The 25,846-nt window shown below is 66.6% G+C and carries 16 protein-coding genes; 3 read left to right on the top strand and 13 right to left on the bottom strand.

Annotated features, from left to right (window positions below):
• Positions 1-14: 14 nt before the first annotated feature.
• From LQ564_RS05970 to LQ564_RS05910, 13 genes are all read right to left on the bottom strand, one after another.
• Entirely contained in the window at positions 15-1,721 is a 1,707-nt protein-coding gene (locus LQ564_RS05970; protein ID WP_231057155.1) for a RecQ family ATP-dependent DNA helicase, read from the bottom strand.
• A 627-nt stretch (positions 1,722-2,348) separates the two neighbouring features.
• Positions 2,349-3,932, bottom strand: coding sequence for an alkyl hydroperoxide reductase subunit F (gene ahpF, locus LQ564_RS05965; RefSeq protein WP_231057154.1), 1,584 nt, complete (start codon positions 3,930-3,932; stop codon positions 2,349-2,351).
• A 121-nt stretch (positions 3,933-4,053) separates the two neighbouring features.
• Complete coding sequence (gene ahpC, locus LQ564_RS05960; protein WP_231057153.1) at positions 4,054-4,617, bottom strand: alkyl hydroperoxide reductase subunit C; 564 nt, start codon at positions 4,615-4,617, stop codon at positions 4,054-4,056.
• A gap of 518 nt (positions 4,618-5,135) precedes the next feature.
• A complete protein-coding gene (locus LQ564_RS05955) occupies positions 5,136-6,350 on the bottom strand; it encodes a hybrid sensor histidine kinase/response regulator (protein ID WP_231057152.1) in 1,215 nt (404 codons plus the stop codon).
• Positions 6,347-6,964 (bottom strand): chemotaxis protein CheB, encoded by a 618-nt coding sequence (locus LQ564_RS05950; protein WP_231057151.1) that lies wholly within the window; start codon positions 6,962-6,964, stop codon positions 6,347-6,349. The genes LQ564_RS05955 and LQ564_RS05950 overlap by 4 nt, the downstream gene beginning before the upstream one ends.
• Positions 6,961-7,752: a CheR family methyltransferase gene (locus tag LQ564_RS05945; RefSeq protein ID WP_231057376.1), complete on the bottom strand. Its 792-nt coding sequence runs from the start codon at positions 7,750-7,752 to the stop codon at positions 6,961-6,963. Before LQ564_RS05945 ends, LQ564_RS05950 begins: the two co-directional genes overlap by 4 nt.
• 50 nt (positions 7,753-7,802) lie before the next feature.
• Positions 7,803-11,315 carry a response regulator gene (locus tag LQ564_RS05940; RefSeq protein WP_231057150.1) on the bottom strand — a complete coding sequence of 1,171 codons (3,513 nt, stop codon included), beginning with the start codon at positions 11,313-11,315 and terminating at the stop codon, positions 7,803-7,805.
• A gap of 108 nt (positions 11,316-11,423) precedes the next feature.
• Positions 11,424-13,991 (bottom strand): excinuclease ABC subunit UvrA, encoded by a 2,568-nt coding sequence (locus LQ564_RS05935; protein ID WP_231057149.1) that lies wholly within the window; start codon positions 13,989-13,991, stop codon positions 11,424-11,426.
• A gap of 99 nt (positions 13,992-14,090) precedes the next feature.
• Positions 14,091-15,329 carry a glycosyltransferase gene (locus LQ564_RS05930; RefSeq protein WP_231057148.1) on the bottom strand — a complete coding sequence of 413 codons (1,239 nt, stop codon included), beginning with the start codon at positions 15,327-15,329 and terminating at the stop codon, positions 14,091-14,093.
• Between the two features lie 4 nt (positions 15,330-15,333).
• The gene (locus LQ564_RS05925; RefSeq protein ID WP_231057147.1) at positions 15,334-15,870 is read right to left on the bottom strand and encodes a pyridoxamine 5'-phosphate oxidase family protein; all 537 of its coding nucleotides are present in this window, start codon (positions 15,868-15,870) and stop codon (positions 15,334-15,336) included.
• Positions 15,871-15,985: 115 nt separating this feature from the next.
• Entirely contained in the window at positions 15,986-17,053 is a 1,068-nt protein-coding gene (locus tag LQ564_RS05920) for an SDR family oxidoreductase (protein ID WP_231057375.1), read from the bottom strand.
• 57 nt (positions 17,054-17,110) lie between these two features.
• Positions 17,111-17,578, bottom strand: a complete 468-nt coding sequence (locus LQ564_RS05915; RefSeq protein ID WP_231057146.1) for a cyanophycin metabolism-associated DUF1854 family protein — start codon at positions 17,576-17,578, stop codon at positions 17,111-17,113.
• 4 nt (positions 17,579-17,582) lie between these two features.
• Positions 17,583-19,859 carry a cyanophycin metabolism-associated ABC transporter gene (locus LQ564_RS05910; RefSeq protein ID WP_231057145.1) on the bottom strand — a complete coding sequence of 759 codons (2,277 nt, stop codon included), beginning with the start codon at positions 19,857-19,859 and terminating at the stop codon, positions 17,583-17,585.
• 310 nt (positions 19,860-20,169) lie between these two features.
• On the opposite strand from LQ564_RS05910, the gene LQ564_RS05905 reads away from it, so the two are divergent.
• The 3 genes from LQ564_RS05905 to LQ564_RS05895 all read left to right on the top strand — a co-directional run bounded on the left by LQ564_RS05905 (position 20,170) and on the right by LQ564_RS05895 (position 25,841).
• The gene (locus tag LQ564_RS05905; RefSeq protein WP_231057144.1) at positions 20,170-22,338 is read left to right on the top strand and encodes a cyanophycin synthetase; all 2,169 of its coding nucleotides are present in this window, start codon (positions 20,170-20,172) and stop codon (positions 22,336-22,338) included.
• A 90-nt stretch (positions 22,339-22,428) separates the two neighbouring features.
• Positions 22,429-24,999, top strand: coding sequence for a cyanophycin synthetase (gene cphA / locus LQ564_RS05900; protein WP_231057143.1), 2,571 nt, complete (start codon positions 22,429-22,431; stop codon positions 24,997-24,999).
• A gap of 38 nt (positions 25,000-25,037) precedes the next feature.
• A complete protein-coding gene (locus LQ564_RS05895; protein ID WP_231057142.1) occupies positions 25,038-25,841 on the top strand; it encodes a MaoC/PaaZ C-terminal domain-containing protein in 804 nt (267 codons plus the stop codon).
• Positions 25,842-25,846: the final 5 nt, after the last annotated feature.

Below are 25,846 nucleotides of genomic sequence, written 5' to 3'. Positions count from 1 at the left end.
TCCTTTCTCGGGCCTTAAGCCGGTTCCAAGTAGTCGGCCAGGAAGGTGCGGGGTTCGTCCTGGTCCGGGAATGCCAGTGTGATCTGGTCACCGGCGACGGCGACGATCACGCCCTCGCCGTATTTCGACGACCTGGCCCTGGCGCCGACTTCATAATGCGGCCCGGCGGGCTCCGGCGTCGGTTCGCGATCGAACTCATCGTCGCGGATTTCGATGTCCTCGAGCAGCGCGGCCGGCGGATTGCGGCAGTTGTCGCACTTGCAGCACCTCTCGAAGCCCTCGACCTCGTCGCCGAAATAGTCGAGCAGCAGCTTCCAGCGGCAGAAACCGCTGACGGCATAGCCTACCATCTGGTCCAGGGCCACACGGTCCCGTTCCGCCTTCTGGACATAGACCTCGGCCAATTCCCCGAACAGATCCGGGTCAGCGACCTTGTTGGTCGGCACGTATTCGAGCTTGCGGTTCTGGCGCAGCAGCTTGCCGTCCTTGAGCAGCTTCAGGCAGACCTTGAGCTTGGCTTCGCCCGCCTCCGCCAATTCCTCTTCCAGGCGCGCCATGGTCACCGGGCCATCCTCGGCCAGCTCGCGCACCACCGTGTGGACCGTCTGCAGCTCGGCCGCGGCCGGGTAGTGCTTGACCAGGAAGAATTGCTGGATGCGCTTGTCATCCTGCAGGAACAGCAAGGTGCACTGGGCGTCCAGGCCATCGCGACCAGCGCGGCCCGATTCCTGGTAATAGGATTCGAGGTTGGCCGGAATCTGCAGGTGCACGACGAAGCGGGTGTCGCTCTTGTCGATGCCCATGCCGAAGGCGTTGGTCGCGACCATCACGCGCCGCTCGCCGTTCATGAACATGTCCTGGTTCAGCTTGCGCTCGGCGGCCGACAATTTGCCGTGGTAGATCGTGACCGATTCGCCCGCCTCTTCCAGCACCGCCAGCATTTCCTCGGCCACCTTGACGGTGGCGGCATAGACGATGCCGACGCCCTCGCTCTGCTGCACCAGCGCCAGTGCCCGCCCCAGCTTTTCCTGCTGGCTGGTGACCTGCACCACGCCGTAGTGCAGGTTGGGCCGGTAGATGCCGGTGTTGACCACGTTCAGCTTGCGGCCCAACTGCTTCGAGATGTCGGCCACCACGTCCTCGGTGGCGGTCGCCGTCAGCGCCAGCACCGGCGGCTTGCCGAGGGCGTCGATGGCGGCGGACAGGCCGATGTAGGCCGGGCGGAAATCGTGACCCCATTGCGAGATGCAGTGGGCCTCGTCGATGACCACGATGTCGAGCGTGACCTGCTTGAGCACCGCGATGAATTCGGGCGAGACCAGGCGCTCCGGCGTGCAGAACACGATCTCGCAGGCTTCATTCGCGATCGCCTCGATGGCGTTCGCCTCTTCCTCCGCGTTCAGGCTGCTGTTGACCTGGACCGAGCGGATGCCGAGCTGTTCCAGCTTTTCGAGCTGGTCCTTCATCAGCGAAATCAGGGGAGAGACGACGATCGTGATCCCTTCCAGCATCTTGGCGGGAATCTGGTAGCACAGCGATTTGCCGCCGCCGGTGGGCATGATGGCCAGCGTGTCCTTGCCGTCCAGGACGCTGTCGATCACTTTTTGCTGGCCTTCGCGCAGCTGTTCGATCCCGAAGACGGAACGCAGCAGGCGACGGATGGTATTGCGGCGCACGGCGAGCAGGCCGCGGTGCAGGAGGGTGGGTTCGTGTCGGGTCATGATGGACGCTACTCTAGGCCCGGCGCGCGGCACGCACTATAGGACGGAACCTACCTGACCCGTAGGAACTCAACTTTACACTTGACCCCTGGTCGATGTGACATTGTCACAAGGTTTATTCCTACAAACCTGCGGAGGTTTTGCCGATGGTTACGGCGAGGCCCAAGGCCTAAGATGGCACCATCACCACTACGAATCGATCGATCAAGGAGCTCCATCATGGCACGCCACCATCCAATGACCTGGACCGCAGTCCACCTGGCCCTGGCCAGCGTGGCGACATGGCTGCTGCTGGAGACCGAGGCGCTCACCGGGGCCTTGCTGGTGGCGTTTCATTGATCATAATGCATCTGATCGGGGTATATGCGCACGGTTGGTCTGAGCGTGCAAAATTGGATCCCGGCCTGCGCCGGGAGTCATAGGCGCCAGTGGCGCGTATGACGTGCATCAGTAGCCGACTACGGTTCAGTTAACAGTTAGCCGAAAAACCGTCGTTCCGGCGAAGGCCGGAACCCAATTTCGTCGCACACCGCTACCGCATCCCCGCACCACCAAACAAAAACGCCACTACCCCGCAGGATTAGTGGCGTTTCTCATTCAACAGGCCCTCCAGGGACCCACACTTCATCAAGCCGCCTTGGCCTCTTCCGTCAACGCTTCCTCTTCCACCGGCTGCCGCATCAGATAATCAAACGCCGCCAGCGATGCCTTCGCGCCCTCGCCCACGGCGATCACGATCTGCTTGAACGGCACCGTGGTCACGTCACCGGCCGCGAACACGCCCGGCACCGAGGTCATGCCCTTGACGTCGACTTCGATCTCGCCGTGGGCAGTGAGGTCCACCGTGCCCTTCAGCCATTCCGCATTCGGCACCAGGCCGATTTGCACGAACACGCCTTCCAGGTCGATGCGCTTGACGTCACCGCTGGAGCGGTCCTTGTACGACAGCCCATTGACGATCTTGCCGTCGCCATGGATCTCGGTCGTCTGCGCCGACTTGATCACGGTAACGTTCTTCAGCGAATAAAGCTTGCGCTGCAGGACCGCATCCGCACGCAGTTCCGCGCCGAACTCGATCAGGGTCACTTCCTTGACGATGCCCGCCAGGTCGATCGCCGCTTCGACGCCCGAGTTGCCGCCGCCGATCACGGCCACGCGCTTGCCCTTGAACAGCGGGCCGTCGCAGTGCGGGCAGTAGGCAACGCCGTGGTTGCGGTACTCGCGCTCGCCCGGCGCGTTGATCTCGCGCCAGCGGGCGCCGGTGGCGATGATCACCGACTTCGATTTCAACACGCCGCCGCTCTCGGTATGCACCTCGATCAGCTTGCCCTCGACCAGCTTGGCTGCGCGCTGGGTGTTCATGATGTCGACGTCGTAGTGCTTGACGTGCTCTTCCAGGGCGACGGCGAATTTCGGGCCGTCGGTTTCCTTCATCGAGACGAAGTTCTCGATGGCGAGCGTGTCCAGCACCTGGCCGCCGAAGCGGTCGGACAGCACGCCGGTACGGATGCCCTTGCGGGCGGCGTAGATCGCCGCGGCCGCGCCGGCAGGGCCGCCGCCGACGATCAGCACGTCGAACGGGTCTTTCTTGTTCAGTTCCTTGGCCTTGCGCTCGCCGGCGCCGGTGTCGATCTTCGACAGGATCTCTTCCACGCTGGTGCGGCCCTGGCCGAAGTGCTGGCCGTTCAGGAACATCATCGGTACCGCCATGATCTGGCGCGCTTCGACTTCGCTCTTGAACACGCCGCCGTCGATGGCGACGACCTTGATGCGCGGGTTGATGACCGACATCGCGTTCAGCGCCTGCACCACTTCCGGGCAGTTATGGCAGGACAGCGAGATGAAGGTCTCGAAGACGAAGTCGCCTTCCAGGTTCTTGATCTGCTCGATCACAGCGGCGTCGAGCTTGATCGGGTGGCCGCCCACCTGCAGCAGGGCCAGCACCAGCGAGCTGAACTCGTGGCCCAGCGGGATGCCGGCGAAATCCACGCCCACATCGGTGCCCACGCGATTGATCGCGAACGAGGGCTTGCGGGCATTGTTGCCGTCGTTGCGCACGGTGATCTTGTCGCTCAACGCGGCGATTTCGCGGAGCAGTTCATCCATTTCGCGCGCTTTCGGCGAATCATCCAGCGATGCAACGAGCTCAATCGGCTGCACCACTTTTTCCAGATAGGCTTGCAATTGCTTTTTGAGAGTTGCGTCCAGCATGATGTTTTCCTTGACGATGATGTTGTTCTTAGGGGTATGACAGTACCTGGAACCAATAACTGGTCCCCAAAATGCACCGGGCCGCCACGGCGGCCCGGGACAGGTACTACTGAGCTGCTATTTAGATCTTGCCGACCAGGTCCAGCGACGGGGTCAGGGTTTCAGCGCCTTCGGTCCACTTGGCCGGGCACACTTCGCCCGGGTGCGATGCGACGTACTGGGCAGCCTTGACCTTGCGCATCAGTTCCGATGCGTCGCGGCCGATGCCGTTGTCGTGCACTTCCATCAGCTTGATCTGGCCTTCCGGATTGATCACGAAGGTGCCGCGCAGCGCCATGCCTTCTTCTTCGATCATGACTTCGAAGTTACGCGACAGGGTGCCGGTCGGGTCGCCGATCAGCGGGTAGTTCACCTTCTTGATGGCGTCCGAGGTGTCGTGCCATGCCTTGTGGGCGAAGTGGCTGTCGGTCGACACGCCGTACACGTTCACGCCCATTTCCTTGAATTGCGGCTGGAATGCAGCCAGGTCTTCCAGTTCGGTCGGGCAGACGAAGGTGAAGTCGGCCGGGTAGAACATCAGCACCGACCAGGTGCCCTTGAAGTTCTCTTCCGTCAGATCGATGAACTTGCCGTCGGCGTAGGCGGTTGCTTTGAACGGCTTGATCTGAGTATTGATGAGGGACATGTGTTCTCCTGTTTTCGGGTAGTAAATAATGTGAACAACGATTTGATAGACGTCAGTGTACCGAGATCAACGTCTTTTGTGAAATTGATTGAAACGATACTGTCAATTGATTTTGACTATCGAACGCGTATTGCTCTTCCTCTTTCGAGAGGAAACCGGGCAGCCCAGGCTGCGCGATCCGGCAAGTGTGGAGGAAACGACAGCCGCGTGCAAGCAGCTAGGCAATCGAGCGGAGGAAATTGATAGGTTTTACAAACCCAAAGGATATTGCCCGTAGAGGGTGTGAAAAAAACGGCTATGGCAAGGCGCCGAGTCGAAGACAGTACACTCGTACGGCGAGACGAGGCAACGCAGCCATAGACGAATTTTCACACCCTCATAGGGTGGGCGGTCCTCCGCCCACGCGTTCAAATACACGGTGAGAAGACGCGCATCGTCCATTTTCCTGCTGGTTGAACGCGTGGGCGCAATTCCGGGCATTGCCCGAAATTGCCCGCCCACCCTACATATAGAAGAGTTCAGGCCGTCGTGGCTGCAGCGACGGTTTGTTCGCAGGTCGGCAAGATCAGGGTGAACGTGGAGCCTTCGCCCGGCTTGCTGGTCACCCGGAGTTCGCCCCCATGCGACACCGCCAGCTGCCGCGAGATGTACAGCCCCAGTCCGAGCCCCTTCGGCTCGCCATTGCGCGCGCCGCGCTCGTACGGCTCGAAGATCCGCTCCAGATCCTGCACCGCAATCCCCTTGCCCTCGTCGCGCACGTGGATGCGCACCTGGTCGTCCGCATACTGCACGCTGACCTCGACCGGCTGCCCGCCCCCATAGCGCAGCGCATTGGTGAGCAGGTTGACCACCACCTGCTCGATGCGGAACTCGTCCCAGCAGCCCTGCACGGGGGGGTGCGGCTGCAGCGAGAGCTTGCAGCCGGTGGCGTTCGCCTGCAGCGACAGGTCGCTGATCACGCGCTCCAGCAGGTTCATGAGCTCGACCTGGCCCGGGCGGATCGACAGCTGGCCGCTCCTCATGCGCGAGACGTCCAGCATGTCGTCGATCAGGCGGATCATGGCCTTGATCTGGCGCTCGTCGCGCTTGATCATGGCGTCGAACTGGGTCGGGTCGATGCTGGCCAGGGTGCCGCGCTTGAGCTGCAGGCTGCGCATCTGGGTTTCCAGGAACAGGGTGTTGAGCGGGGTGCGCAGCTCGTGCGCCACCAGCGACATGAATTCGTCGCGCATGCGCAAGGAGCGCTGCAGCTCGGCCTGGGTCTGGTTCAGTTCACGCAGCAGGGTTTCCTGCTCCTGGCGGCTGCGCTCCAGCGCCGCCATCTGGCGCTGCATCTGGCGCCGCTGCTGGTCGAGCGTGACGAAGACGTTGACCTTGCTGCGCACCGCATCCGGGTCGAGCGGCTTGTACAGGAAATCGACCGCGCCGGTCTCGTAGCCCTTGAAGGCGTAGTTCAGTTCGCGGCCGGCGGCCGACACGAACACGATCGGGATGTTGCGGGTGCGCTCCGTCCCGCGCATCAGTTCGGCCAGCTCGAAGCCGTCCATGCCCGGCATCTGGACGTCGCAGATGGCCAGCGCGAACTCGTGCTGCAGCATCAGCGCCAGCGCTTCTTCGCCGCTCGAGGCCTGGAACACCAGGCGTCCCTCGCCGCGGATCAGGGCGTCGAGGGCGCGCAGGTTTTCCGGCAGGTCGTCGACGATGAGGAGTTTGCTTGGGTCTTGGACGCTCATGGGGTCTCCAGCAGGGGAAGCAATGCCCGGATCTTCGGCAGGGGCAGCACCAGGTGCGGGGCGCAGCGGCGGATCGCCTCGCCCGGCATGGCGCTCGCCTGTGCCTCTTCAGGGTCTTGTACGACGGTCAGGCCGCCACGCTCGCGGATCCGGCACATGCCGTCGGCGCCGTCGTAGTTGGCGCCGGTCAGCAGGATGCCGGCCATGGCCGGACCGTAGGCGTCGGCGGCCGACTCCATCAGCACATCGATGGCCGGACGCGCGAACTGCACCGGCGGATCGCAGCTGAGCGAAAACGTGCGCTCGCGCTCGATCAGCAAATGATAGCCCGAACCGGCAAAATAGATCACGCCCGGCTCAATGGTTTCCTTGTCGCGCGCCTCGCGCACCGGCAGCGCCGTGCGCATGCCGAATACCTCGGCCAGTCGGCTGTCGCGGTCGGCCGGCACGTGCAGGATGCACACCACGCTCGAGCGGAAATCGCGCGGGATCGACGGCAGCAGGCCGACCAGGGCGTCGACCCCGCCGGCCGAGCCGCCGATCACGACCAGCTCGATGCGCCGGCCCGCGATCAGGTCGGTGGCCTCTTGCGGCAATACGGCGGCGGGTTTCACGCGGCACCCTTGCGGAACAGGCGCTCGCGCCGCGCCAGCGGGTCGAAGCGATCGGCATAGCTGGAAAAGTCGATGCTCTCCTTGCTGCCCAGGCCCAGGAAGCCGCGGTAGCACAGCGACTCGTGGAACAGGCCGAGCACGCGGTCCTGCAGCTTGCGGTTGAAGTAGATGAGCACGTTGCGGCAGCTGACGAAATGGGTTTCCGAGAACACGCTGTCGGTCGCCAGGCTGTGGTCGGCGAAGGTCACGTTTTCCACCAGCGCGCGGTCGAACAGGGCGCCGTCGTAGGCCGCCGTGTAGTAGTCGGAAAAGGCGCGCTTGCCGCCGGCCTTCTGGTAGTTCTCGGTGTACAGGCGCATGCGCTCGAGGTTGAACACCCCGCGCCGCGCCGCTTCCAGCGATTCCGGATTGATGTCGGTGGCGTAGATGATGGTGCGTTCCAGCAGCCCTTCCTCATGCAGCAGGATGGCGAGCGAATACACCTCCTCGCCGGTGCTGCAGCCCGCGATCCAGACCTTCAGCGAGGGATAGGTCTTCAGGAAGGGCACCACCTGCTCGCGGATCGCCTGCCAGTATTCCGGGTCGCGGAACATCTCGGTGACCGGAATCGTCAGGTACTGCAGCAGCTGGGCGAAACCGTCCGGCTCGTGCATGACCTTGGCCTGCAGCGCCGAGACGGTCTCGCAGTCCATCTCGCGCATGGCGACCAGGATGCGGCGCTTCTGCGAGGCGCCGGTGTAGTCGCGGAAGTCGTAGTTGTACTTCAGGTAGACCGCTTCAACCAGCATCTTGAGCTCGATGTCGAAGGCGTCCGGGGCCTGACTCAGTGGTGGCAGGTTCAAATCCGCTCCAGGGTCGGCATCCACACGCGCAGCAGCGAGTACAGGCGCGAGAGGTCGATCGGCTTGGCCAGGTAATCGTTGGCGCCGGCCGCCAGGCACTGCTCCTGGTCGTCCTTCATGGCTTTCGCCGTGATCGCGATCATCGGCAGGCGGTCGAAGCGGCCGTCGGCGCGGATGCGGCGCATCGCTTCCAGGCCGTCCATCACCGGCATCATCACGTCCATCAGCACCAGGTCGACGTTCGGCACCTCATCGAGCTTGGCGATCGCCTCGAAGCCGTTGCGGCCGACTTCGACCTTGGCCCCGCGCGCTTCCAGCGCGCTGGTCAGGGCGAACACATTGCGCACGTCGTCGTCGACCAGCAGGATGGTGCGGCCCTCGAACACGCGGTCGCGTCCGCGCACGGTCTTGAGCATGGTCTGGCGCTCGGACGAGAGCTCGCTCTCGACCTTGTGCAGGAACAGCGTGACCTCGTCCAGCAGGCGCTCCGGCGAACGGGCGCCCTTGATGATGATCGAGCGCGAGTACTTGAGCAGCTCGGCCTCCTCGTCGCGGGTCAGGTTGCGGCCCGTGTAGACGATCACCGGCGGGAAGGAGCACAGCTCTTCCTGCGACATGCGCTCGAGCAGCTCGCCGCCCTGCATGTCGGGCAGCTTGAGGTCGATGATCATGACGTCGAAGATCTCGCCGCGCAGCAGCGCCATCGCTTCGCCGCCGGTGCCGACGGCGCGAATCTCGACGTCGGTGTCGGTGATCAGCTGCACCACGCTCTCGCGCTGGCGCTCGTCGTCCTCGACCAGCAGCACGCGCTTGATCTTCTGGCTCGATTTTTCCTGCAGCTTGCGGAACACCTCTTCCAGCTGCTCGCGCGAGGTCGGTTTCAAGGCGTAGCCGATCGCGCCCAGGTGCAGCGCCTCGCCGCCGTTCTCCATGCTGGACAGGATGTGCACCGGGATGTGGCGGGTGGCCGGGTTGTCCTTCAGCTGCTGCAGCACCGACAGGCCCGAGCTGTCCGGCAGGCGGATGTCGAGCAGCACCGCGTCCGGCTTCTGGCTGGCGGCCAGCGCCAGGCCCTCGCCGGCACTCAGGCCCACCAGGCAGCGGTAATCCATCTCGTGCGCCAGGTCGAACAGGATGCGCGCGAATTCGGGCTCGTCCTCGATCACCAGCACGGTGCGCGTGCCTTCGGCAGGCACGTCGCGGTCGTCCGGGAACACGGTCGGCGGGTCGACGTTGGCGGGGCCCGGCGCCACGGCAGCCGGTGCGGCCGCTGCGGGCGCCGCGGGCGCCGCGGGCGCAGCGGGCGCAGCGGGCAGTGCCTGGCGCACCGGCGCCGGCATGGCGGGCGCCGCCGGCGGCGTCGCCGCCACCGCGCCGTTGCGCGGCAGGCTGAGGGTGAACAGGCTGCCCTCGCCCGGCGTGCTGGACACGGAGAGCGAACCGCCCAGCAGGCTGGTAAGGTCGCGCGAGATCGACAGGCCGAGGCCCGTGCCGCCGAAGCGGCGGCTGGTGGTGCCGTCGGCCTGGTGGAAGGCGTCGAAGATCTTGTCCTGCTGCTCGGGGGCGATGCCGATACCGGAATCGCGCACGCCGAACTGGACCCAGCCTTCCGGCGTCACCGAGACCGTCATGCCGACCGCGCCGGCGTCGGTGAACTTCACCGCGTTCGACAGCAGGTTCTTGAGGATCTGCTCGACGCGCTGGCGGTCGGTGGTGATCGCCAGCGGCACGTTCGGCTCGACCGTCACGCTGAACTGCAGGTTCTTCTGGCGCGCCAGCGGCTCGAAGGTGCGCGCCATGCCCTCGACCATGCGGCGCAGCGGCACTTCTTCCGGCACCAGTTCCAGCTTGCCCGCCTCGACCTTGGAGATGTCGAGGATGTCGTTGATGAGGTGCAGCAGGTCGTTGCCGGCCGAGTAGATGGTCTGGGCGAAGCGCACCTGCTCTTCGTTCAGGTTGCCGGCCGCGTTGTCGGACAGGAGCTTGGCCAGGATCAGCGAGCTGTTGAGCGGCGTGCGCAACTCGTGCGACATATTGGCCAGGAACTCGGATTTGTAGCGGCTGGCGCGTTCCAGTTCCAGCGCGCGCTGGCGCAGCTGTTCCTGGGCGCTGGTCAGGGCCGAGTTCTTCATGTCGAGGTTCAGGGCCTGCTCGGCCAGCTGGTCGTTGGTGGCGCGCAGCTCGGACTGCTGGTTCTCCAGCGCCGACTGCGATTCTTCCAGCGCGCGCGACTGCTCTTCGAGTTCTTCGTTGGCGGTGCGCAGCTCTTCCTGCTGCACCTGCAGTTCCTCGTTCAGGGTCTGCGTCTCTTCCAGCGCGTGCTGCAGGCGCAGGCGGTACAGCACGGCCGCCATCGAGGCGCCGACGCTAGGGGCGATCAGATCCATGAATTCGCGGTCACGGTCCGTGACCGGACGCAGGAAGCCGATCTCGATGATGCCCTTGATCTTGCCGTGGTTGTGCACCGGCGAGATCAGGAGCTCGCGCGGCGGGGTATCCCCCAGGCTCGAGCTGATCTTGATGTAGTTCGGCGGCAGGTCGTGCAGCACCAGCAGGCGGTTCTCGCGCACCGCGCGGCTGGCGAGCGAGTCGCCGGCCTGGATCACCTGCTTGTCGTCGCTGCCGTCGAAGGCGAAGCCGTAGGCGCCGATGCGGCGCAGCACGCCATCCTCGCCGTTCACGTACATCGAGGCCACCACGCCGTCCAGGTAGCGCGTGACGTGGCCCAGCACCGCTTCGGCCAGCGGTTCGAGCGAGTGAATACCGGTGCTGGCCGCGGCCAGCTCGGCCTGGCCGGTGCGCAGCCAGTCCTGGTGGCGCAGCTGGGCGTTGTGCTCGGCCTCGTGCTCGAGCGTCTCCTGGTAGGAATTCGACAGCACCACCAGCTGGCGGCGGCCGAACAGGGCCAGGCCGATGCCGACCGCGATGCTGAGCAGCAGGAAGCTGGCGACCGACCAGGTGGTGACGCGGCGCGCCGAATCATTCCGTTCCTGTAGCAGGCGGCGCTCGGCGTCCAGGAAGAGTTCGAAGGTGCGGCGGATATCGTCGGTCAGGTTCTTGCCGCGGCCGGTGCGTACCGGGGTCTCGACGTCGCCATTGGCGCGGCGCAGTGCGATCATCTCTTCGGCGAACTGCACCCACTGGGTTTCTATCGACTGCACGCGGCGCACGCGATCGGTCTGGACCTGGTTGTCCTTGACCAGCTCGGCCAGGGTGCGCAGTCCGTCTTCCATGCGCTGGCGCGCCAGCAGGTAGGGCGACAGGAAGTTTTCGTCGCCGGCGATCAGGTAGCCGCGCAGGCCGGTTTCCATCTCGGCGGACAGCTTGCTGACCTCCTGGCCCTGGCCGATGACGCGCTCCGAGTGCTCGACCCAGCTCAGGACATTGATCAGGTAATAAATGATGCCGACAAAAACGATCGCCGTGACAACACTCATGGCCAACGGCAGGGCCACGTTACGGGTCAGGATGCGGCGAAACTGTGAGTTATCGATGGATAGGCCGGGCATGCGTGACAAATGTTAGGGAAAAATATCCTAAGTGTAACGCATCAACATGCAATCCCTCACACAATTGAATGCCGCAAATTCATCGCAGTTGTCCATTCGGAAATATGCTTACCCGGCTGCGATGTGGGCTGCCAGATAGGGCGCGGTACGGCTGGCGCGGCAAGCCGCCACCTCGGCCGGCGGGCCGGCGCAGATCAGCCGCCCGCCCTCGTCGCCGGCGCCGGGACCGACGTCGATCACCCAGTCGCAGCCGGCCACTACCCGCATCGTGTGCTCGACCACGATCACGGTATTGCCGGCGTCGACCAGGCGGTTCAGTTGCAGCATCAGGCGGTCGGCGTCGAGCGGATGCAGGCCGGTGGTCGGCTCGTCCAGTATATACAAGGTGTTGCCGCGCCCGGCGCGCTGCAGCTCGGTGGCCAGCTTGATGCGCTGGGCTTCGCCGCCGGAGAGTTCGGTGGCCGGCTGGCCCAGGCGCAGGTAATCCAGCCCGACCTCGCGCAAGACCTGCAGCGCGCGCTCGACCAGCGGCTCGCCCTCGAAGAAGTCGAGCGCCTCGCCCACCGTCATGCCCAGCACCTCGGCGATGTTCTTGCCGCGGTAGCGCACCTCGAGCGTCTTGGCGTTGTAGCGCGCGCCCTCGCAGGTCGGGCACGGCGCGTACACGCTGGGCAGGAACAGCAGCTCGACCATGACGAAGCCCTCGCCCGCGCAGTGCTCGCAACGCCCCTTCGCCACATTGAAGGAAAAGCGCCCGGCGTCGAAACGGCGCTTCTTCGCATCCGGCGTGGCGGCGAACAGCTTGCGCACCCCGTCGAACAGGCCGGTGTAGGTGGCGAGATTCGAGCGCGGCGTGCGGCCGATCGGCTTCTGGTCGACCCGCACCATGCGCCGCACATTTTCCATGCCGGCGACGATGCGGCCTTCCAGCGGCAGCGCGGCTTCCTGTTCCAGGCCCGGCTCTTCCGGCTCGGCGCCCTCGCCTTCCGGCGCGCCCTGGCCGAGCGCGGCGCCGACCAGCTCGACCAGCACCTGGCTCACCAGGCTCGATTTGCCGGAGCCGGACACGCCGGTCACGGCGGTGAGCACGCCGAGCGGGAATGCCGCGCTGATGCCGTCCAGGTTGTTGCGGCGCACGCCCTCCAGGCGCAGCCAGTCCGCGGGTTCGCGCGGGGTGCGCGGCGCCAGCGGCTTCTCGTTGAACAGGTAATGGCGGGTCTGCGAGCTTTCCACCTTCCTGAGGCCGTCCGGCACGCCGCTGTACAGCACCTGCCCGCCACGCTCGCCGGCCTGCGGCCCGACGTCGACGATCCAGTCGGCGCGCCGGATCACGTCCAGCGCGTGCTCGACAACGAACAGCGAGTTGCCGGCGCTTTTCAGCTGGGCCAGCGCATCGAGCAGGGCCTCGGTGTCGGCCGGATGCAGGCCGGCCGAGGGCTCGTCCAGCACGTAAACCACGCCGAACAGGTTGGAACGCACCTGGGTCGCCAGGCGCAGGCGCTGCAATTCTCCCGGCGACAGGGTTGGCGTGCTGCGCTCCAGCGCCAGGTAGCCCAGGCCCAGGTCGAGCAGCACCTGCAAGCGCGCGCACAGGTCCTGGGCGATGCGCTGGGTGACGATCATCTGTTCCGGATGTTCCTTCGCGCGCGCCTTGTCGACCTTGGCCTGCCCCGCCGCATAGGGGGTCAAGAGATCGGCCAGGCGCGCCAGCGGCATGCGCGACAGTTCCATGATGTCGATGCCGGCGAAGGTGACCGCCAGCGCTTCCCGGCGCAGGCGCTTGCCGCGGCACAGCGGGCATTCGGTGCTGACCATGTAGCGCGCCACCCGCTTCTTCATCGACGCGCTCTCGGTATTCGCGAAAGTCTGCAGCACGTAGCGGCGCGCGCCGGTGAAGGTGCCCTGGTAGCTGGGCGTGTCCTTGCGCCTGAGCGCCGCCTTGGTTTCCTTCGGCGTCAGGCCGGCGTAGACCGGCACGGTCGGGGTCTCGTCGGTGAACAGGATCCAGTCGCGGTCCTTCTTCGGCAAGTCGCGCCAGGGTGTGTCGACGTCGTAGCCCATCGTGACCAGGATGTCACGCAGGTTCTGGCCATGCCAGGCCGGCGGCCATGCCGCCACCGCGCGCTCGCGGATGGTGAGCGTATCGTCCGGCACCAGCGACTGCTCGGTGACTTCGTAGACCCGGCCCAGGCCCGAGCACTGCGGACAGGCGCCTTCCGGGGTGTTCGGCGAGAACGATTCGGCGTACAGGATCTCCTGGCCGGGCGGATAGTCGCCGGCGCGCGAGTACAGCATGCGCAGGGAATTCGACAGCGTGCTGACGCTGCCCACCGAGGAACGCGCCGTCGGCGAGCCGCGCTGCTGCTGCAGCGCCACCGCCGGCGGCAGGCCGTCGACCTCGTCGACTTCCGGCACCGGCATCTGGTGGAACAGGCGGCGCGCGTAGGGCGAGACCGATTCCAGGTAGCGCCGCTGGGCTTCGGCATACAGGGTGCCGAAGGCGAGCGAGGATTTGCCGGAGCCGGACACGCCGGTGAACACGACCAGGGCGCCGCGCGGGATATCGACGTCGACGTCCTTCAGGTTGTGTTCGCGGGCGCCGCGCACGCGCACGTAGCCTTCGCGGCGCTCGCCGGAATGGTCGGTTGGCCTGGTTTGCTGTTCCTTGTTGCGCATGCGCTCTCCCGCCGATACGGACTTCGATGGGGCATTCTCGCCTCCTCCTGGCCGCTTGACGGTGCGTTTCCCCACGTAGGGCCGGCAGGATCGCCCACCCTAGAAAAGCATGAGCAGGCGCTCGATCACCGCCTCGATTCCGTTGCTCCCCTGGAACCTGCTGGACACCTCCTTCGCCCGCGTGGCGATCGTAGGCCCGCTCACGCGCCGCAATGCCGGGATCAGGCGGCCAGTGGTCAAGCGGGACGCACGAAGGTGAGTCCCGACACCCAGCGCAGCGACGCGAGCGGCATTGTCGAACTGGTCGTGCGCCAGCGGCGCCACCAGCTGCGGCGTGCCGGCGCGCAGGGCTTCGGCCGTGGTGCCGATGCCCCCGTGGTGGACCAGCGCCGCGACGTGAGGCAGCAGCAGGCGCAGCGGCACGTAGTCTTGCCATAGCACTGAAGAAGGCAAGGCGCCGGGAAGCTGCTCGCGGTGCGGAGTGAGCAGGATGGCGCGCAGGCCGAGACGGCTCGAGGCGTCCACGGCAGCGCGGAAGTAGGCCGCCGCCTGGCGGTTGCCAGTCCCCGGCGTGAACACGACCGGCGGTGGCCCCGCTTCCAGGAAACGCGTGATCGCAGGCGACAGTTCCGTCTCCGGCGACGGATCGTAGAGCGGAAAATCGCCCTCCGCCAGCGGCCGCGGCCAGTCCGGCGGTGCGGGTGCGAACCAGGCCGGGAACAGGGTCAGCGACAGGTCCGGCACTTCGCCGACGTGCCGGATCAGGTCCGTCACCGGCGCCAGGCCGGAGGCGACGCGCGCCGCGTTCACGTCCGGCAGCGCCACTGGATTAATGAGCGCATCACCGAGTTTGCGCCATAGCCAGCGCCGCGCGCCCAGCGGCACCCAGCGCGGCACGGGGTAAGGGCCGAGCAGCAGCGGATCGTGCACCGTGGGCAGGTTCGATGGCGCGAGATAAGCCGCCGCCACCTTCAGGCCCGGCCGGCGCGCGCGGCACAGGTCCGCTTCCGGCAATGCCAGCGGATGGGCCAGCAGCAGCACCTGCTCGTCCGCCGGCAGCGCGCCGACGATATCGGGAATGCGCGCCATGGCCGGACGCGTGGCGCGCCAGACCACTGCCAGGCCGCGCGTCGGATGCCACAGGTCCGGATGGTCGAGCACCGCCTCGTCGGCCGGCAGGCCGTGGAAGGCCAGGCCGGTCGGCGCAACGTAGGGCCGGTGCTGCTCCGGTCCCAGCATGGTGACCCGCTGGCCGCGTTCGCGCAGCGCCAGGGCCAGGCGCATGAAGGGAAACAGGTCGCCGGCCGAACCGATGGTGACGACGACGACGTGCGCCATGCCTTTAGAAAGTCAGCGTGCCTTCGATCGAATCGTCGAGCGTCTTGCCGATCACGGCGCCGACCGCCACCTTGGCGCCGGCGACCACGTCGCCATGCTTGTTGTCCCAGTAGTAGCCGCGGCGCGGGGTGACGCGGATCGCGGTGATGCGCGGGTCGTCCTCGCCCTCGGTGAACCAGGTCTTCAGCATGAAGTTCCACAGGTCCTTGATGCGCTGGCGATCGGTCACGATCTCGGCGTGACCCTCGACTTCGACGAAGCCGGCATGGGCGTTCTTCTGGAAGTAGAGCTTCACGGTGGGATTCGCCTCGATCTCGGCGTTCTTGTGGCTGTCGTTGGAACTCAGGAACCACAGGTGGCCGGCCTCGTCGGCCTCGCGGAAGCTCATCGGGCGCACACCGCGGCTGTCGCCCTGGCCGTTCTGGGTCACGAAGAAGCAGGAGTCGGCGTCCTTCGCCATCTCGCGCAGGCGCTCGGCCGCCTCTTGCCCGCTCAGGTCGCGGCGGTTGTTTTCGGGCTGGTTACGGTTGATCGAATCCATGGTGACTCCTCGTTGGCAATGATTGCCGACTCTACCTGCGATCCGGCGCCCGGTATGTGGGCGCGCGTACGCAGGCCAGCCGTGGATGCGGGTCAATCGCGTGGCGCGCCCGGCATCATGGGATCAGGCGGGCGGCGCGCAACTGGCCAAACAGGTCGAAGAAGGAGTCGTCCGTGGCCTGGTAAGCGCTGAAGCCGAGCCTCCGGCTGTTCGCCATGTCGGTCATGACTTCGATCGGGCGCCCCAAGTCCAGGTCGGTGTGCCAGGGCGACGCCAGTCGGCCGAGGTCCGATTCGGCCAGGCCGTGGCGGGCCGCGATGTCCGACCACACGCCCGCGTCGTTCGCCATCGCGGCCTCCAGCGGCTGCACGGTTCCGTTGAAGCCCGCAGCCTGCACGCCGAAGAACTCGGCGATGCGGCCCCACAGCCAGCTCCAGCGGAACAGGTCGCCGTTGACGATGTTGAAAGCTTCGTTGCGCGCCGCGTCGGTGTCCGCCGCCCAGACCAGCTGCCTGGCCAGCATGCGCGCATCGGTGACGTCGGACAGGCCGTTCCACTGCGCGGCCGAGCCGGGGAACTGGAAGGGACGCCCGGTCTCCTTGCAGATGGTGGCGTAGACAGCCAGCGTGGTGCCGAGGTTCATCGCATTGCCGACCGCCATGCCGATGACGGTATGCGGCCGGTGCACGGTCCAGCTGAAGCGGTCGCGCGCGGCCGCGGCATAGACCTCGTCTTCCTGCGCATAGTAGAAATTTTCGACCGGCAGACGCGGCTGGCTTTCACGCAGCGGCGTGTCGGGCAAGGTGCCGGATGCGGCGTAGGCCTCGAACGGCCCGAGGTAATGCTTGAGGCCCGTGACCAGCGCCACGTGGCGCACCGTGCCCTTGCCCGATAAGGCGTCGAGCAGGTTGCGCACCATGGCGGCGTTGACGCGGATGTTCTCGGCTTCGGTGTCCTGGCGCATCCAGGTCGTAATGAACACGTGGGTTGGCGCCACGTCTGCCAGCGCACTTGCCAGGCTGGCCGGGTCGAGCAGGTCGGCCGCGACCGGCTGCAAGCCGGGGATGCGCGTATCGGGCCGGCGCGCCAGTCCGTGGACCGTCCACCCCTGCGCCAGCAGCGCCCGCGCCGTATAGTTGCCGCCGATCCCGCTCGCCCCCACCACCAGTGCCGTCCGCTTCATCATCGCCTCCCCTGTTCAGAAGGGCGACGATAGCATGTGGAACGGAAGCGCCGCGCCTTACAGGAAGCGGTCGAGGATCCTGCGGCTGTGCTTATCGATGCGGAACATGTCGCGCACCAGGAAGTTGATGCCGTGGTTGTCGGCGATGAGCAGGGAGGTCTCGCCTACGCGGCGAATGTCCTCGTCCACCTTCAGCACGAACTCGGTGTCGCCGCGGTCGGTCTTCACGTACCAGGTGCAGGGCGTGGCGAAGCTCGACACGTCCTTGATGGTGAGGATTTCGGGGATGAATTCGCGGCCCTCGATCTCTTCCTGGACCAGGGCGCGGATCTGTTCCGGCACGTCGGCCAGGTCGTCGATCCAGGCCGCTTCCTTGCCGCCGTCGCGCACCAGCGAGATGCCGCGGGTCGGCGCCTGGATCGGAAAGGCGCGCACCGGGATGACCCCCACGTGCTCTTCACCCTCGCTTGTCGTCAGCACCAGCTTGCCGAACGGGTCGCGGCGCAGTTGAAAATTCACGCTCATCTTCTTATTCCTTGTCGTCGGGGTCCTGGTCCACGTTGCGCGCCTGCGCTTCGTAGAGACGGTGGTAGGCGCCCTCGCGCGCCATCAGCTCGTCGTGGCTGCCCTCTTCCACCACCACGCCGCGGTCCAGCACCACCAGGCGGTCGGCCCGGTGCAGGGTCGACAGGCGGTGGGCGATGGCGATCGTGGTGCGGCCCTGCACCAGGTTGTCGAGCGCCTTCTGGATTTCCTTTTCGGTCTCCGAGTCCACCGAGGACGTGGCCTCATCCAGGATCAGGATCGGCGGATCGATCAGGAGCGCCCGCGCGATCGAGATGCGCTGGCGTTCGCCGCCCGACAGGCCCTGGCCGCGCTCGCCCACCATCGAATCGTAGCCCTGCGGCAAGCGCAGGATGAACTCGTGGGCGTGGGCCGCGCGCGCCGCCGCGATGATTTCTTCGCGGGTCGCGCCCGGCTTGCCGTAGGCGATGTTCTCGGCGATGGTGCCGAAGAACAGGAAGGGCTCCTGCAGCACCAGGCCGATGTTGCGGCGGTAGTCGCTCACGGCAAACGTGCGGATGTCCTGCCCGTCGAGCAGGATCGCGCCCTCGGCCACGTCGTAGAAGCGGCAGATCAGGTTGACCAGCGTGCTCTTTCCCGAACCCGAATGCCCCACCAGGCCGACCATCTCGCCGGCCTTGATGTTGAGCGAAATGCCGCGGTTGACCGCGCGGTTACCGTAGCGGAAACCGACTTCGCGCAGCTCGATATTGCCCTCTACCTTGTCGACCTTCACAGGATTGACCGGGTCCGGCACGCTCGAGACGTGGTCGAGGATGTCGAAGATGCGCTTGGCGGCCGAGGCCGATTTCTGGGTGACGGACACGATGCGGCTCATCGAGTCGAGTTTCACGTAGAAGCGCCCGCTGTAGGCGATGAAGGCGGACAGCGTCCCGACCGTGATGTCGCCCTGCGACACCTGCCAGATGCCGAAGCACCAGATCACCAGCAGGCCGATCTCGGTCAGCAGCGACACCGTCGGCGAGAACAGCGACCAGACCTTGTTCAATTTGTCGTTGACGGCCAGGTTGTGTTTATTGGCTTCGCGGAAGCGGCGCGCCTCGCGCTTTTCCTGGGCAAAGGCCTTCACCACGCGGATGCCGGGGATGGTATCGGCCAGCACGTTGGTCACTTCGCCCCAGACCCGGTCGATCTTCTCGAAACCGGTGCGCAGCCGGTCGCGCACCACGTGGATCATCCAAGCGATGAAGGGCAGCGGGACCAGGGTCACCAGCGCCAGCCACGGGTTCATGCTGAACAGGATCACGCCCGTCATGATGATCAGGAGAACGTCCGACAGGAAGTCGAGCAGGTGCAGCGACAGGAAGACACTGATCCGGTCCGAGCCGCTGCCGATGCGCGACATCAGGTCGCCGGTGCGCTTCCCGCCGAAGAACTCGAGCGACAGCCGCAGCAGGTGCTCGTAGGTGGTCGAGCGCAGGTCGGCGCTGATGCGCTCCGAGGCCAGCGCCAGCACATAGGTCTTGCCCCAGCCCAGCGCCCAGGCCAAGAGCGAGGCCCCGAACAGGCCGCCCATATATAAATAGACGAGCGAGACGTCGATGGCCTGGCCGTTCTGGTACGGGATCAGGACGTTGTCCATCAGCGGCTTGGTCAGGTACGGCGGGATCATGTGGGCGCCGGTCGACCCCACCATCAGCAGGAAGCCGATCAGCAGCTGGACTTTATAGGGCCTGGCGAAGCGCCACAGGCGGAACAGGGTCCAGGTCGAGGGCGGCGTGTGCAGCACCTTGGCGCAGACCGCGCACTCGGCGTCGTCGGCATCGAGCGGCGCCTTGCAACTTGGGCAAGTATGCTGCTCCGGCGGCACCACCGGCACGCCGGTGGCCTGGCTTTTCGCCTGCTCGGCGAAATGATCGGCGACGCGCGTCGCGTTCAGATTCTGGCCGAGGGTGAAGCGCCAGGCGCCGAGGCGGCTGTGCTCGTCGACCAGTTCGAGGTGGCCGATGCCGGCGTGGTCATGGTGGCGCAGCGCCAGGCCGGGGCGATAGGCCCAGTCGCGCCACGTCTCCTCGCCCGGTGCGCGCGCCAGCAGGCGGTGGTTCGTGACCACCACCAGGCCCTTGGTGAAACGTAATTTCGCGTCGAGGTCAACCTCCACGCTGGCCAAAACGTTTTCCCCTGGTGCAAGCTGTTTCGTGACGTCACTTTGCCAGTGTTCTGGCAAGAGTCCGGCGGATACCGCCAGGGACGACGGAATAGCAAGTTGTTGAGTTGTCATGTATTGCGCCCGAGATCAGGCTTTCATTCTGGTAGGGGGAGGACAAGGCAGTCGGCTCGCCAGCGCACGAAGAGCACCGGGTGCCTGTTTGCGTGAAATGCTCCACAAACAGGCATAACGTTTCAACGTATTCTTTGGATGACAGGGAACGGTGCTGGAGGTAAAGGTTTCGGCCCGGCATGCTGCGGGCCGGCAAGTATACATGATGTGCGCTCCGGTAAACACGCTTTGGGTACCGTAGCGGCAGGCAGTCAAACAAGGGTGAAACGCCGGGGATGGCCGACAAGGCTGGCGCCGGCAAACAAACTTCATGAACAAGAAGAACGACATCAAGTTCCTCCGCGTGAACCATCTTCGCGGCCCGAATATCTGGACCTATCGACCGGTGATCGAAGCCTGGATCGACATCGGCGAACTCGAAGACTACCCCTCGAACCTGCTGCCCGGCTTCACCGAACGCCTGACCGCCTGGCTGCCTGGCCTGGTCGAGCACCATTGCGGCGTCGGCCACCGCGGCGGCTTCATCGAGCGTCTGGACAGCGGCACCTGGGCCGGCCACATCCTCGAGCACATCGTGCTCGAGCTGCAGAACCTGGCCGGCATGAAGACCGGCTTCGGCAAGACCCGCTCGACCGGCGAGCACGGCATCTACAAGATGGCCTTCCGCACCCGCGACGAGACCGTCGGCCGCGCCGCCCTGCAGGCCGGCCACGACCTCCTCATGGCGGCCGTCAACGACACGCCCTTCGACCTGCCGGCCACCGTGGCGCAGCTGACCGACCTGGTCGACCGCTGGTGCCTGGGCCCCTCGACCGCCCACATCGTCGACGCCGCCACCGAGCGCCGCATCCCCTCGATCCGCCTGACCGAAGGCAACCTGGTCCAGCTCGGCCATGGCGCCGCGCAGCGCCGCATCTGGACCGCCGAGACCGACCGCACCAGCGCCATCGGCGAAGGCATCGCCAGCGACAAGGACCTGGCCAAGACCCTGCTGTCCTCCTGCGGCGTGCCGGTGCCGGAAGGCGCGCTGGTGCGCAGCGCGGAAGAAGCCTGGGAAGAAGCCCAGGACATCGGCCTGCCGGTGGTCCTGAAACCGGTCGACGGCAACCACGGCCGCGGCGTGACCCTGAACCTGATGAGCGAGGCCGACGTGGTGGCCGCCTATGCGATCGCCTCGGAAGCGGGCGCTAGCCGCTCGGTGCTGGTCGAGCGCTTCATTCCCGGCAACGAACACCGCCTGCTGGTGGTCGGCCGCGAAGTGGTCGCCGCCGCGCGGGGCGAAGCGCTGTGGGTCACGGGCGACGGCACATCGACCGTGCTGCAGCTGTGCGACAGCCAGATCAACACCGACCCGCGCCGCGGCGAGAGCGAGGAATTCCCGCTCGGCCGCGTCCACCCGCACGACCACGAGATCATGCTGGACCTGAAGCGCCAGGGCCTCACGCCGGATTCCGTCCCTCAGGCCGGCCGGAAGGTGCTGATCCAGCCGAACGGCAACGTCGCCGACGACGTCACCGACCTGGTCCACCCCGAAGTCGCCCACGTGGCGGCGCTGGCGGCGCGCGTGGTCGGCCTCGACATCGCCGGCATCGACCTGGTGTGCGAGGACATCTCGCGTCCGCTGGCCGAGCAGCGCGGCGCCATCATCGAAGTCAATTCGAGCCCGGGTCTGCTGGCCCACATCAAGCCGGCCAGCGGCAGAGCGCGCAACGTCGGCAAGGCGATCGTCGACAACCTGTTCGCTCCGGAGGAAACCGGCCGCATCCCGGTGGTCGGCGTCACCGGCACGCTCGGCGCGAGCCTGATCGCGCGCCTGGTCGGCTGCCTGGTCCACATCACCGGCAAGCACGTCGGCGTGGCCAACGGCGAAGGCCTGTACCTCGACGCGCGCAAAGTGTCGAACCGCGATTCCACCGGCTTCGAAGCCGGCCAGCGCCTGCTGATCAACCGCACCGTGCAGACCGCCGTGTTCGAATCGAACGCGCGCACCATCCTGGCTGAAGGCCTGCCCTACGACCGCTGCCTGGTCGGCATCGTCACCGACATGGAAGGCCTGGACGGCCTGGACGAGTTCTACATCCGCGACGAGGATTCGCAGTACAACGTGATCCGCAGCCAGGTCGACGTGATCCTGCCGGAAGGCGCGGCCGTGCTGAACGCGGCCAACGAGCGCGTCGCGGCGCTGGCCGAACTGTCGGATGGCCGTGTGATCTTCTATGCGCTCGACGAGCACAACCCGGTCATGGCGGCGCACCGCGCGCAGGGCGAGCGGATCGTGTTCGTGCGCGACAACCGCATCGTGCTGGCGGAAGGCGCGGACGAATCGCTGCTGCTCGACCTGTCGAAGATCCAGCCGGCGACCGTGAAGCATCCGGACAGCGTGCTGGCGGCGGTGGCCGCGGCCTGGGCGCTGGGCGTGCCATCGGACCTGATCTGCGGCGGCCTGCGCGCATTCGACGCCACGCCCAGGAAAGCGTAACAAGAAAAATTGACACCGCCCGGCGGCCATGCCGGGCACTGGCGCCCTTCCCCGCATGACGGGAGGACGCCGCGAAAGGACGAACGGTTTATGGAAGTATCTCGCGTACGGGCCCTGCGTGGCCCCAACCTCTGGAGCCACCACACCTCGGTCGAGGCGGTCGTGTCGTGCACGCCGGAAGAAGAATCGGTCGGCGACCTGGCCGGCTTCCCGATGCGCCTGCGCGCACGTCTTCCGCAGCTGGGCCACCTGCAGCCGCTCGGCCATGACGACCGCGTGTCGATGGCCCACGTGCTCGAGCGCGTGGCCCTGGTGCTGCAGGAGGAAGCCGGCTGCCCGGTGACCTTTGGCCGTACCACCGCCACCGTCGAACCCGGCATCTACCAGGTGGTGGTCGAGTACAGCGAGGAAGACGTCGGCCGCCTGGCGCTCGAACTGGCGCAGGAGCTGATCGACGCCGCCCGCAGGGATGCTCCCTTCGACCTGGCCGCCGCCCTGGCGAAGCTGCGCGAGGTCGACGAGGACGTGCGCCTCGGCCCCTCTACCGGCTCGATCGTGCAGGCCGCCGTGGCCCGCAACATTCCCTTCCGCCGCCTGACCGAGGGCAGCCTGGTGCAGTTCGGCTGGGGCAGCCGCCAGCGCCGCATCCAGGCCGCCGAGATCGACGCCACCGGCGCGATCGCCGAGACCATCGCCCAGGACAAGGAACTGACCAAGAAGCTGCTCGACGCCGCCGGCGTGCCGGTGCCGATGGGCCGCAGCGTGAGCGACCCGGAAGACGCCTGGGCCGCGGCGCTGGAGATCGGCCTGCCGGTCGTGATCAAGCCGAAGGACGGCAACCAGGGCAAGGGCGTGACGGTCAACGTCACCACCAGGGAGCAGCTGACCGCGGGCTTCCACACGGCCTCCGAATTCCGCGACGACATCCTGGTCGAGCGCTACCTGCCGGGCCACGACTACCGCATGCTCGTCATCGGCGACAAGCTGGTGGCCGCCGCGCGCCGCGACCCGCCTTTCGTGGTCGGCGACGGCGTGCACACGGTGCGCCAGCTGGTGGAAGAAGTGAACAAGGACCCGCGCCGCGGCGAGGGCCATTCCACCTCGCTCACCAAGATCCGCTTCGACGACATCGCGCTGGCGACGCTTGCCGCGCGCGGCATGGGCGCAGACTCGGTCCCCGACAAGGGCCAGCGCGTGGTCCTGCGCAACAATGCCAACCTGTCGACCGGCGGCACCGCTACCGACGTGACCGATGACGTGCACCCGGAAGTCGCGGCGCGCTGCATCGCGGCCGCCCACATGGTGGGACTGGACATCTGCGGCGTCGACCTGGTCTGCGACAGCGTGCTGAAACCGATCGAGGAACAGCACGGCGGCATCGTCGAAGTCAACGCCGCGCCGGGCCTGCGCATGCACCTGTCGCCCTCCTTCGGCAAGGCGCGTCCGATCGGCGAAGCCATCGTCTCGACCCTGTTCGACGAAGGCGACGACGGCCGCATCCCGGTGGTCGCCGTCACCGGCACCAACGGCAAGACCACCACCGTGCGCCTGATCGCCCACCTGCTCACCGCATCGGGCCTGCGCACCGGCATGACCAACACCGACGGCGTCTACATCGAAGGCCGCCGCATCGACAGCGGCGACTGCTCGGGCCCGCGCAGCGCGCGCAACGTGCTGCTGCACCCGGACGTCGACGCCGCCGTCTTCGAGACCGCGCGCGGCGGCCTGCTGCGCGAAGGCCTGGCCTTCGACCGCTGCCAGGTGGCGGTGGTGACCAATATCGGCGCGGGCGACCACCTGGGCCTGAACTACATCACCACGCTGGAAGACCTGGCGGTACTGAAACGCGTGATCGTGCAGAACGTGGCGGTCGGCGGCATGGCCGTGCTGAACGCGGCTGACCCAGTGGTGGCGGCGATGGCCGAGACCACCCGCGGCGACGTCACCTTCTTCGCCCAGGACGTCAGCAACGGCATCATGGCGATGCACCGCGCCCAGGGCCGCCGCGTCGTCTTCGTCGAAGACGGCCAGCTGGTGGCGGCGCAGGGCAAGTTCGAGATGCGCATTCCGCTTGGCGACGTGCCGATCACCCGCGGCGGCGCCGTCGGCTTCCAGGTCGAGAACGTGATGGCCTCGGTGGCCGCCGCCTGGGCGGTGGGCATCGACTGGGACCGCATCCGCGTCGGCCTCAAGACTTTTGTTGGCGAAAGCGACAACGCGCCGGGCCGCTTCAATGTGTTCGACTACCGCGGCGCCACCGTGATCGCCGACTACGGCCACAACCCGGACGCCATCGCGGCGCTGGCCAGTGCGGTCGAGGCGATGCCGGCCAAGCGCCGCTCGGTGGTGATCAGCGGCGCGGGCGACCGCCGCGACCAGGACATCACGCAGCAGACGCAGATCCTGGGCCAGGCCTTCGATGACGTGCTGCTGTACCAGGACCAGTGCCAGCGCGGCCGCGCCGACGGCGAAGTCATCGCCCTGCTCCGTAAAGGCCTGGATGGCGCCACCCGCGCCAGCCACGTCGAGGAGATCGACGGCGAATTCGTTGCCATCGACCGCGCCCTGTCGCGCCTGGAATCGGGCGACCTGTGCCTGATCCTGATCGACCAGGTCGACAAAGCCCTGGCGCACATCGCGCAGCGCGTCGCCGAGGGTTGAAGCGCGATTCACTTTCCCATGTGCCGGCGCTGCCGGCCATGGGTGTCTCCCTGCTGCTGCGGGTGCTGTGCAAGCGCCCGCGGCATCCTGCTCCGGCCACGGAACTCACCAGCGCCTATCGTCTCGACCATCTGCCGCTGGACGAGATCGCCCGCTATCGCACCGCCTTCGGTTTCGACGATGCCCGCATTCCACTGACGTGGTGGTATCTGCCGGCCCAGCGCGCCCATCTCGCGACCATGCTGGCGCCGGGCTTTCCCTTCCGGATCGCCGGTCTCGTCCACATGGACAATGCGCTGCGCGCGCACTGCGAACCCGTGCCCGGCCAGGCGCTGCTGATCGAGACCGTGCTGCGCTTTCCGCCACCATCGTCCAGCGGCGCCCTGCGCTGCGTGCTGGAGACTACCGGCAGCGCCGATGGCGAGCCGGTGTTCAGCTGCACCAGCACCTACCTGGTCCGGCGCGGCGCGGGCGGCGGCAAGCGGCATGAAGATGCGGCCGCACCGCAAGGACCGGCGCTTGCGCAGTGGAGGCTGGATGCGGCTGCCGGCCGCCGCTATGCGCGGCTGTCGGGCGACTGGAATCCGATCCACCTGGCCGGCTGGAGCGCCCGCCTGATGGGCATGCGCGCGCCGATCATCCACGGCATGCATACCCTGGCCGCGGGCTGCGCGGCGCTGGAACAGGAAACAGGAAAGCACGCGCGCGCCATCGACTGCCGCTTCCGCATGCCGGTGGCGCTGGGAAGCAGCGTGTCGCTGTCGTTCGACGCGGCGGCGCGCGAATTCGTGGTGGCGGCCGGCGGCAAGCCGGCGGTGACGGGATCGATCATGCTGGCCTGAGCCAG

This window comes from Massilia phyllostachyos, from assembly GCF_021044825.1.
Lineage (GTDB): Bacteria > Pseudomonadota > Gammaproteobacteria > Burkholderiales > Burkholderiaceae_D > Telluria > Telluria phyllostachyos.
Note: the sequence above shows the minus strand (reverse complement) of the source record. Positions and strands in the feature narration are given on the sequence as shown.

Coding starts and splice junctions, on each gene's coding strand:
- LQ564_RS05915 (WP_231057146.1), bottom strand. CDS start 17,578: ATGAGCGTGAATTTTCAACTGCGCCGCGACCCGTTCGGCAAGCTGGTG.
- ahpC (WP_231057153.1), bottom strand. CDS start 4,617: ATGTCCCTCATCAATACTCAGATCAAGCCGTTCAAAGCAACCGCCTAC.
- LQ564_RS05895 (WP_231057142.1), top strand. CDS start 25,038: ATGGGTGTCTCCCTGCTGCTGCGGGTGCTGTGCAAGCGCCCGCGGCAT.
- LQ564_RS05905 (WP_231057144.1), top strand. CDS start 20,170: ATGAACAAGAAGAACGACATCAAGTTCCTCCGCGTGAACCATCTTCGC.
- ahpF (WP_231057154.1), bottom strand. CDS start 3,932: ATGCTGGACGCAACTCTCAAAAAGCAATTGCAAGCCTATCTGGAAAAA.
- LQ564_RS05910 (WP_231057145.1), bottom strand. CDS start 19,859: ATGACAACTCAACAACTTGCTATTCCGTCGTCCCTGGCGGTATCCGCC.
- LQ564_RS05955 (WP_231057152.1), bottom strand. CDS start 6,350: ATGAGCGTCCAAGACCCAAGCAAACTCCTCATCGTCGACGACCTGCCG.
- LQ564_RS05925 (WP_231057147.1), bottom strand. CDS start 15,870: ATGGATTCGATCAACCGTAACCAGCCCGAAAACAACCGCCGCGACCTG.
- LQ564_RS05970 (WP_231057155.1), bottom strand. CDS start 1,721: ATGACCCGACACGAACCCACCCTCCTGCACCGCGGCCTGCTCGCCGTG.
- LQ564_RS05930 (WP_231057148.1), bottom strand. CDS start 15,329: ATGGCGCACGTCGTCGTCGTCACCATCGGTTCGGCCGGCGACCTGTTT.
- LQ564_RS05920 (WP_231057375.1), bottom strand. CDS start 17,053: ATGAAGCGGACGGCACTGGTGGTGGGGGCGAGCGGGATCGGCGGCAAC.
- LQ564_RS05940 (WP_231057150.1), bottom strand. CDS start 11,315: ATGCCCGGCCTATCCATCGATAACTCACAGTTTCGCCGCATCCTGACC.
- LQ564_RS05935 (WP_231057149.1), bottom strand. CDS start 13,991: ATGCGCAACAAGGAACAGCAAACCAGGCCAACCGACCATTCCGGCGAG.
- cphA (WP_231057143.1), top strand. CDS start 22,429: ATGGAAGTATCTCGCGTACGGGCCCTGCGTGGCCCCAACCTCTGGAGC.
- LQ564_RS05945 (WP_231057376.1), bottom strand. CDS start 7,752: ATGCTGGTTGAAGCGGTCTACCTGAAGTACAACTACGACTTCCGCGAC.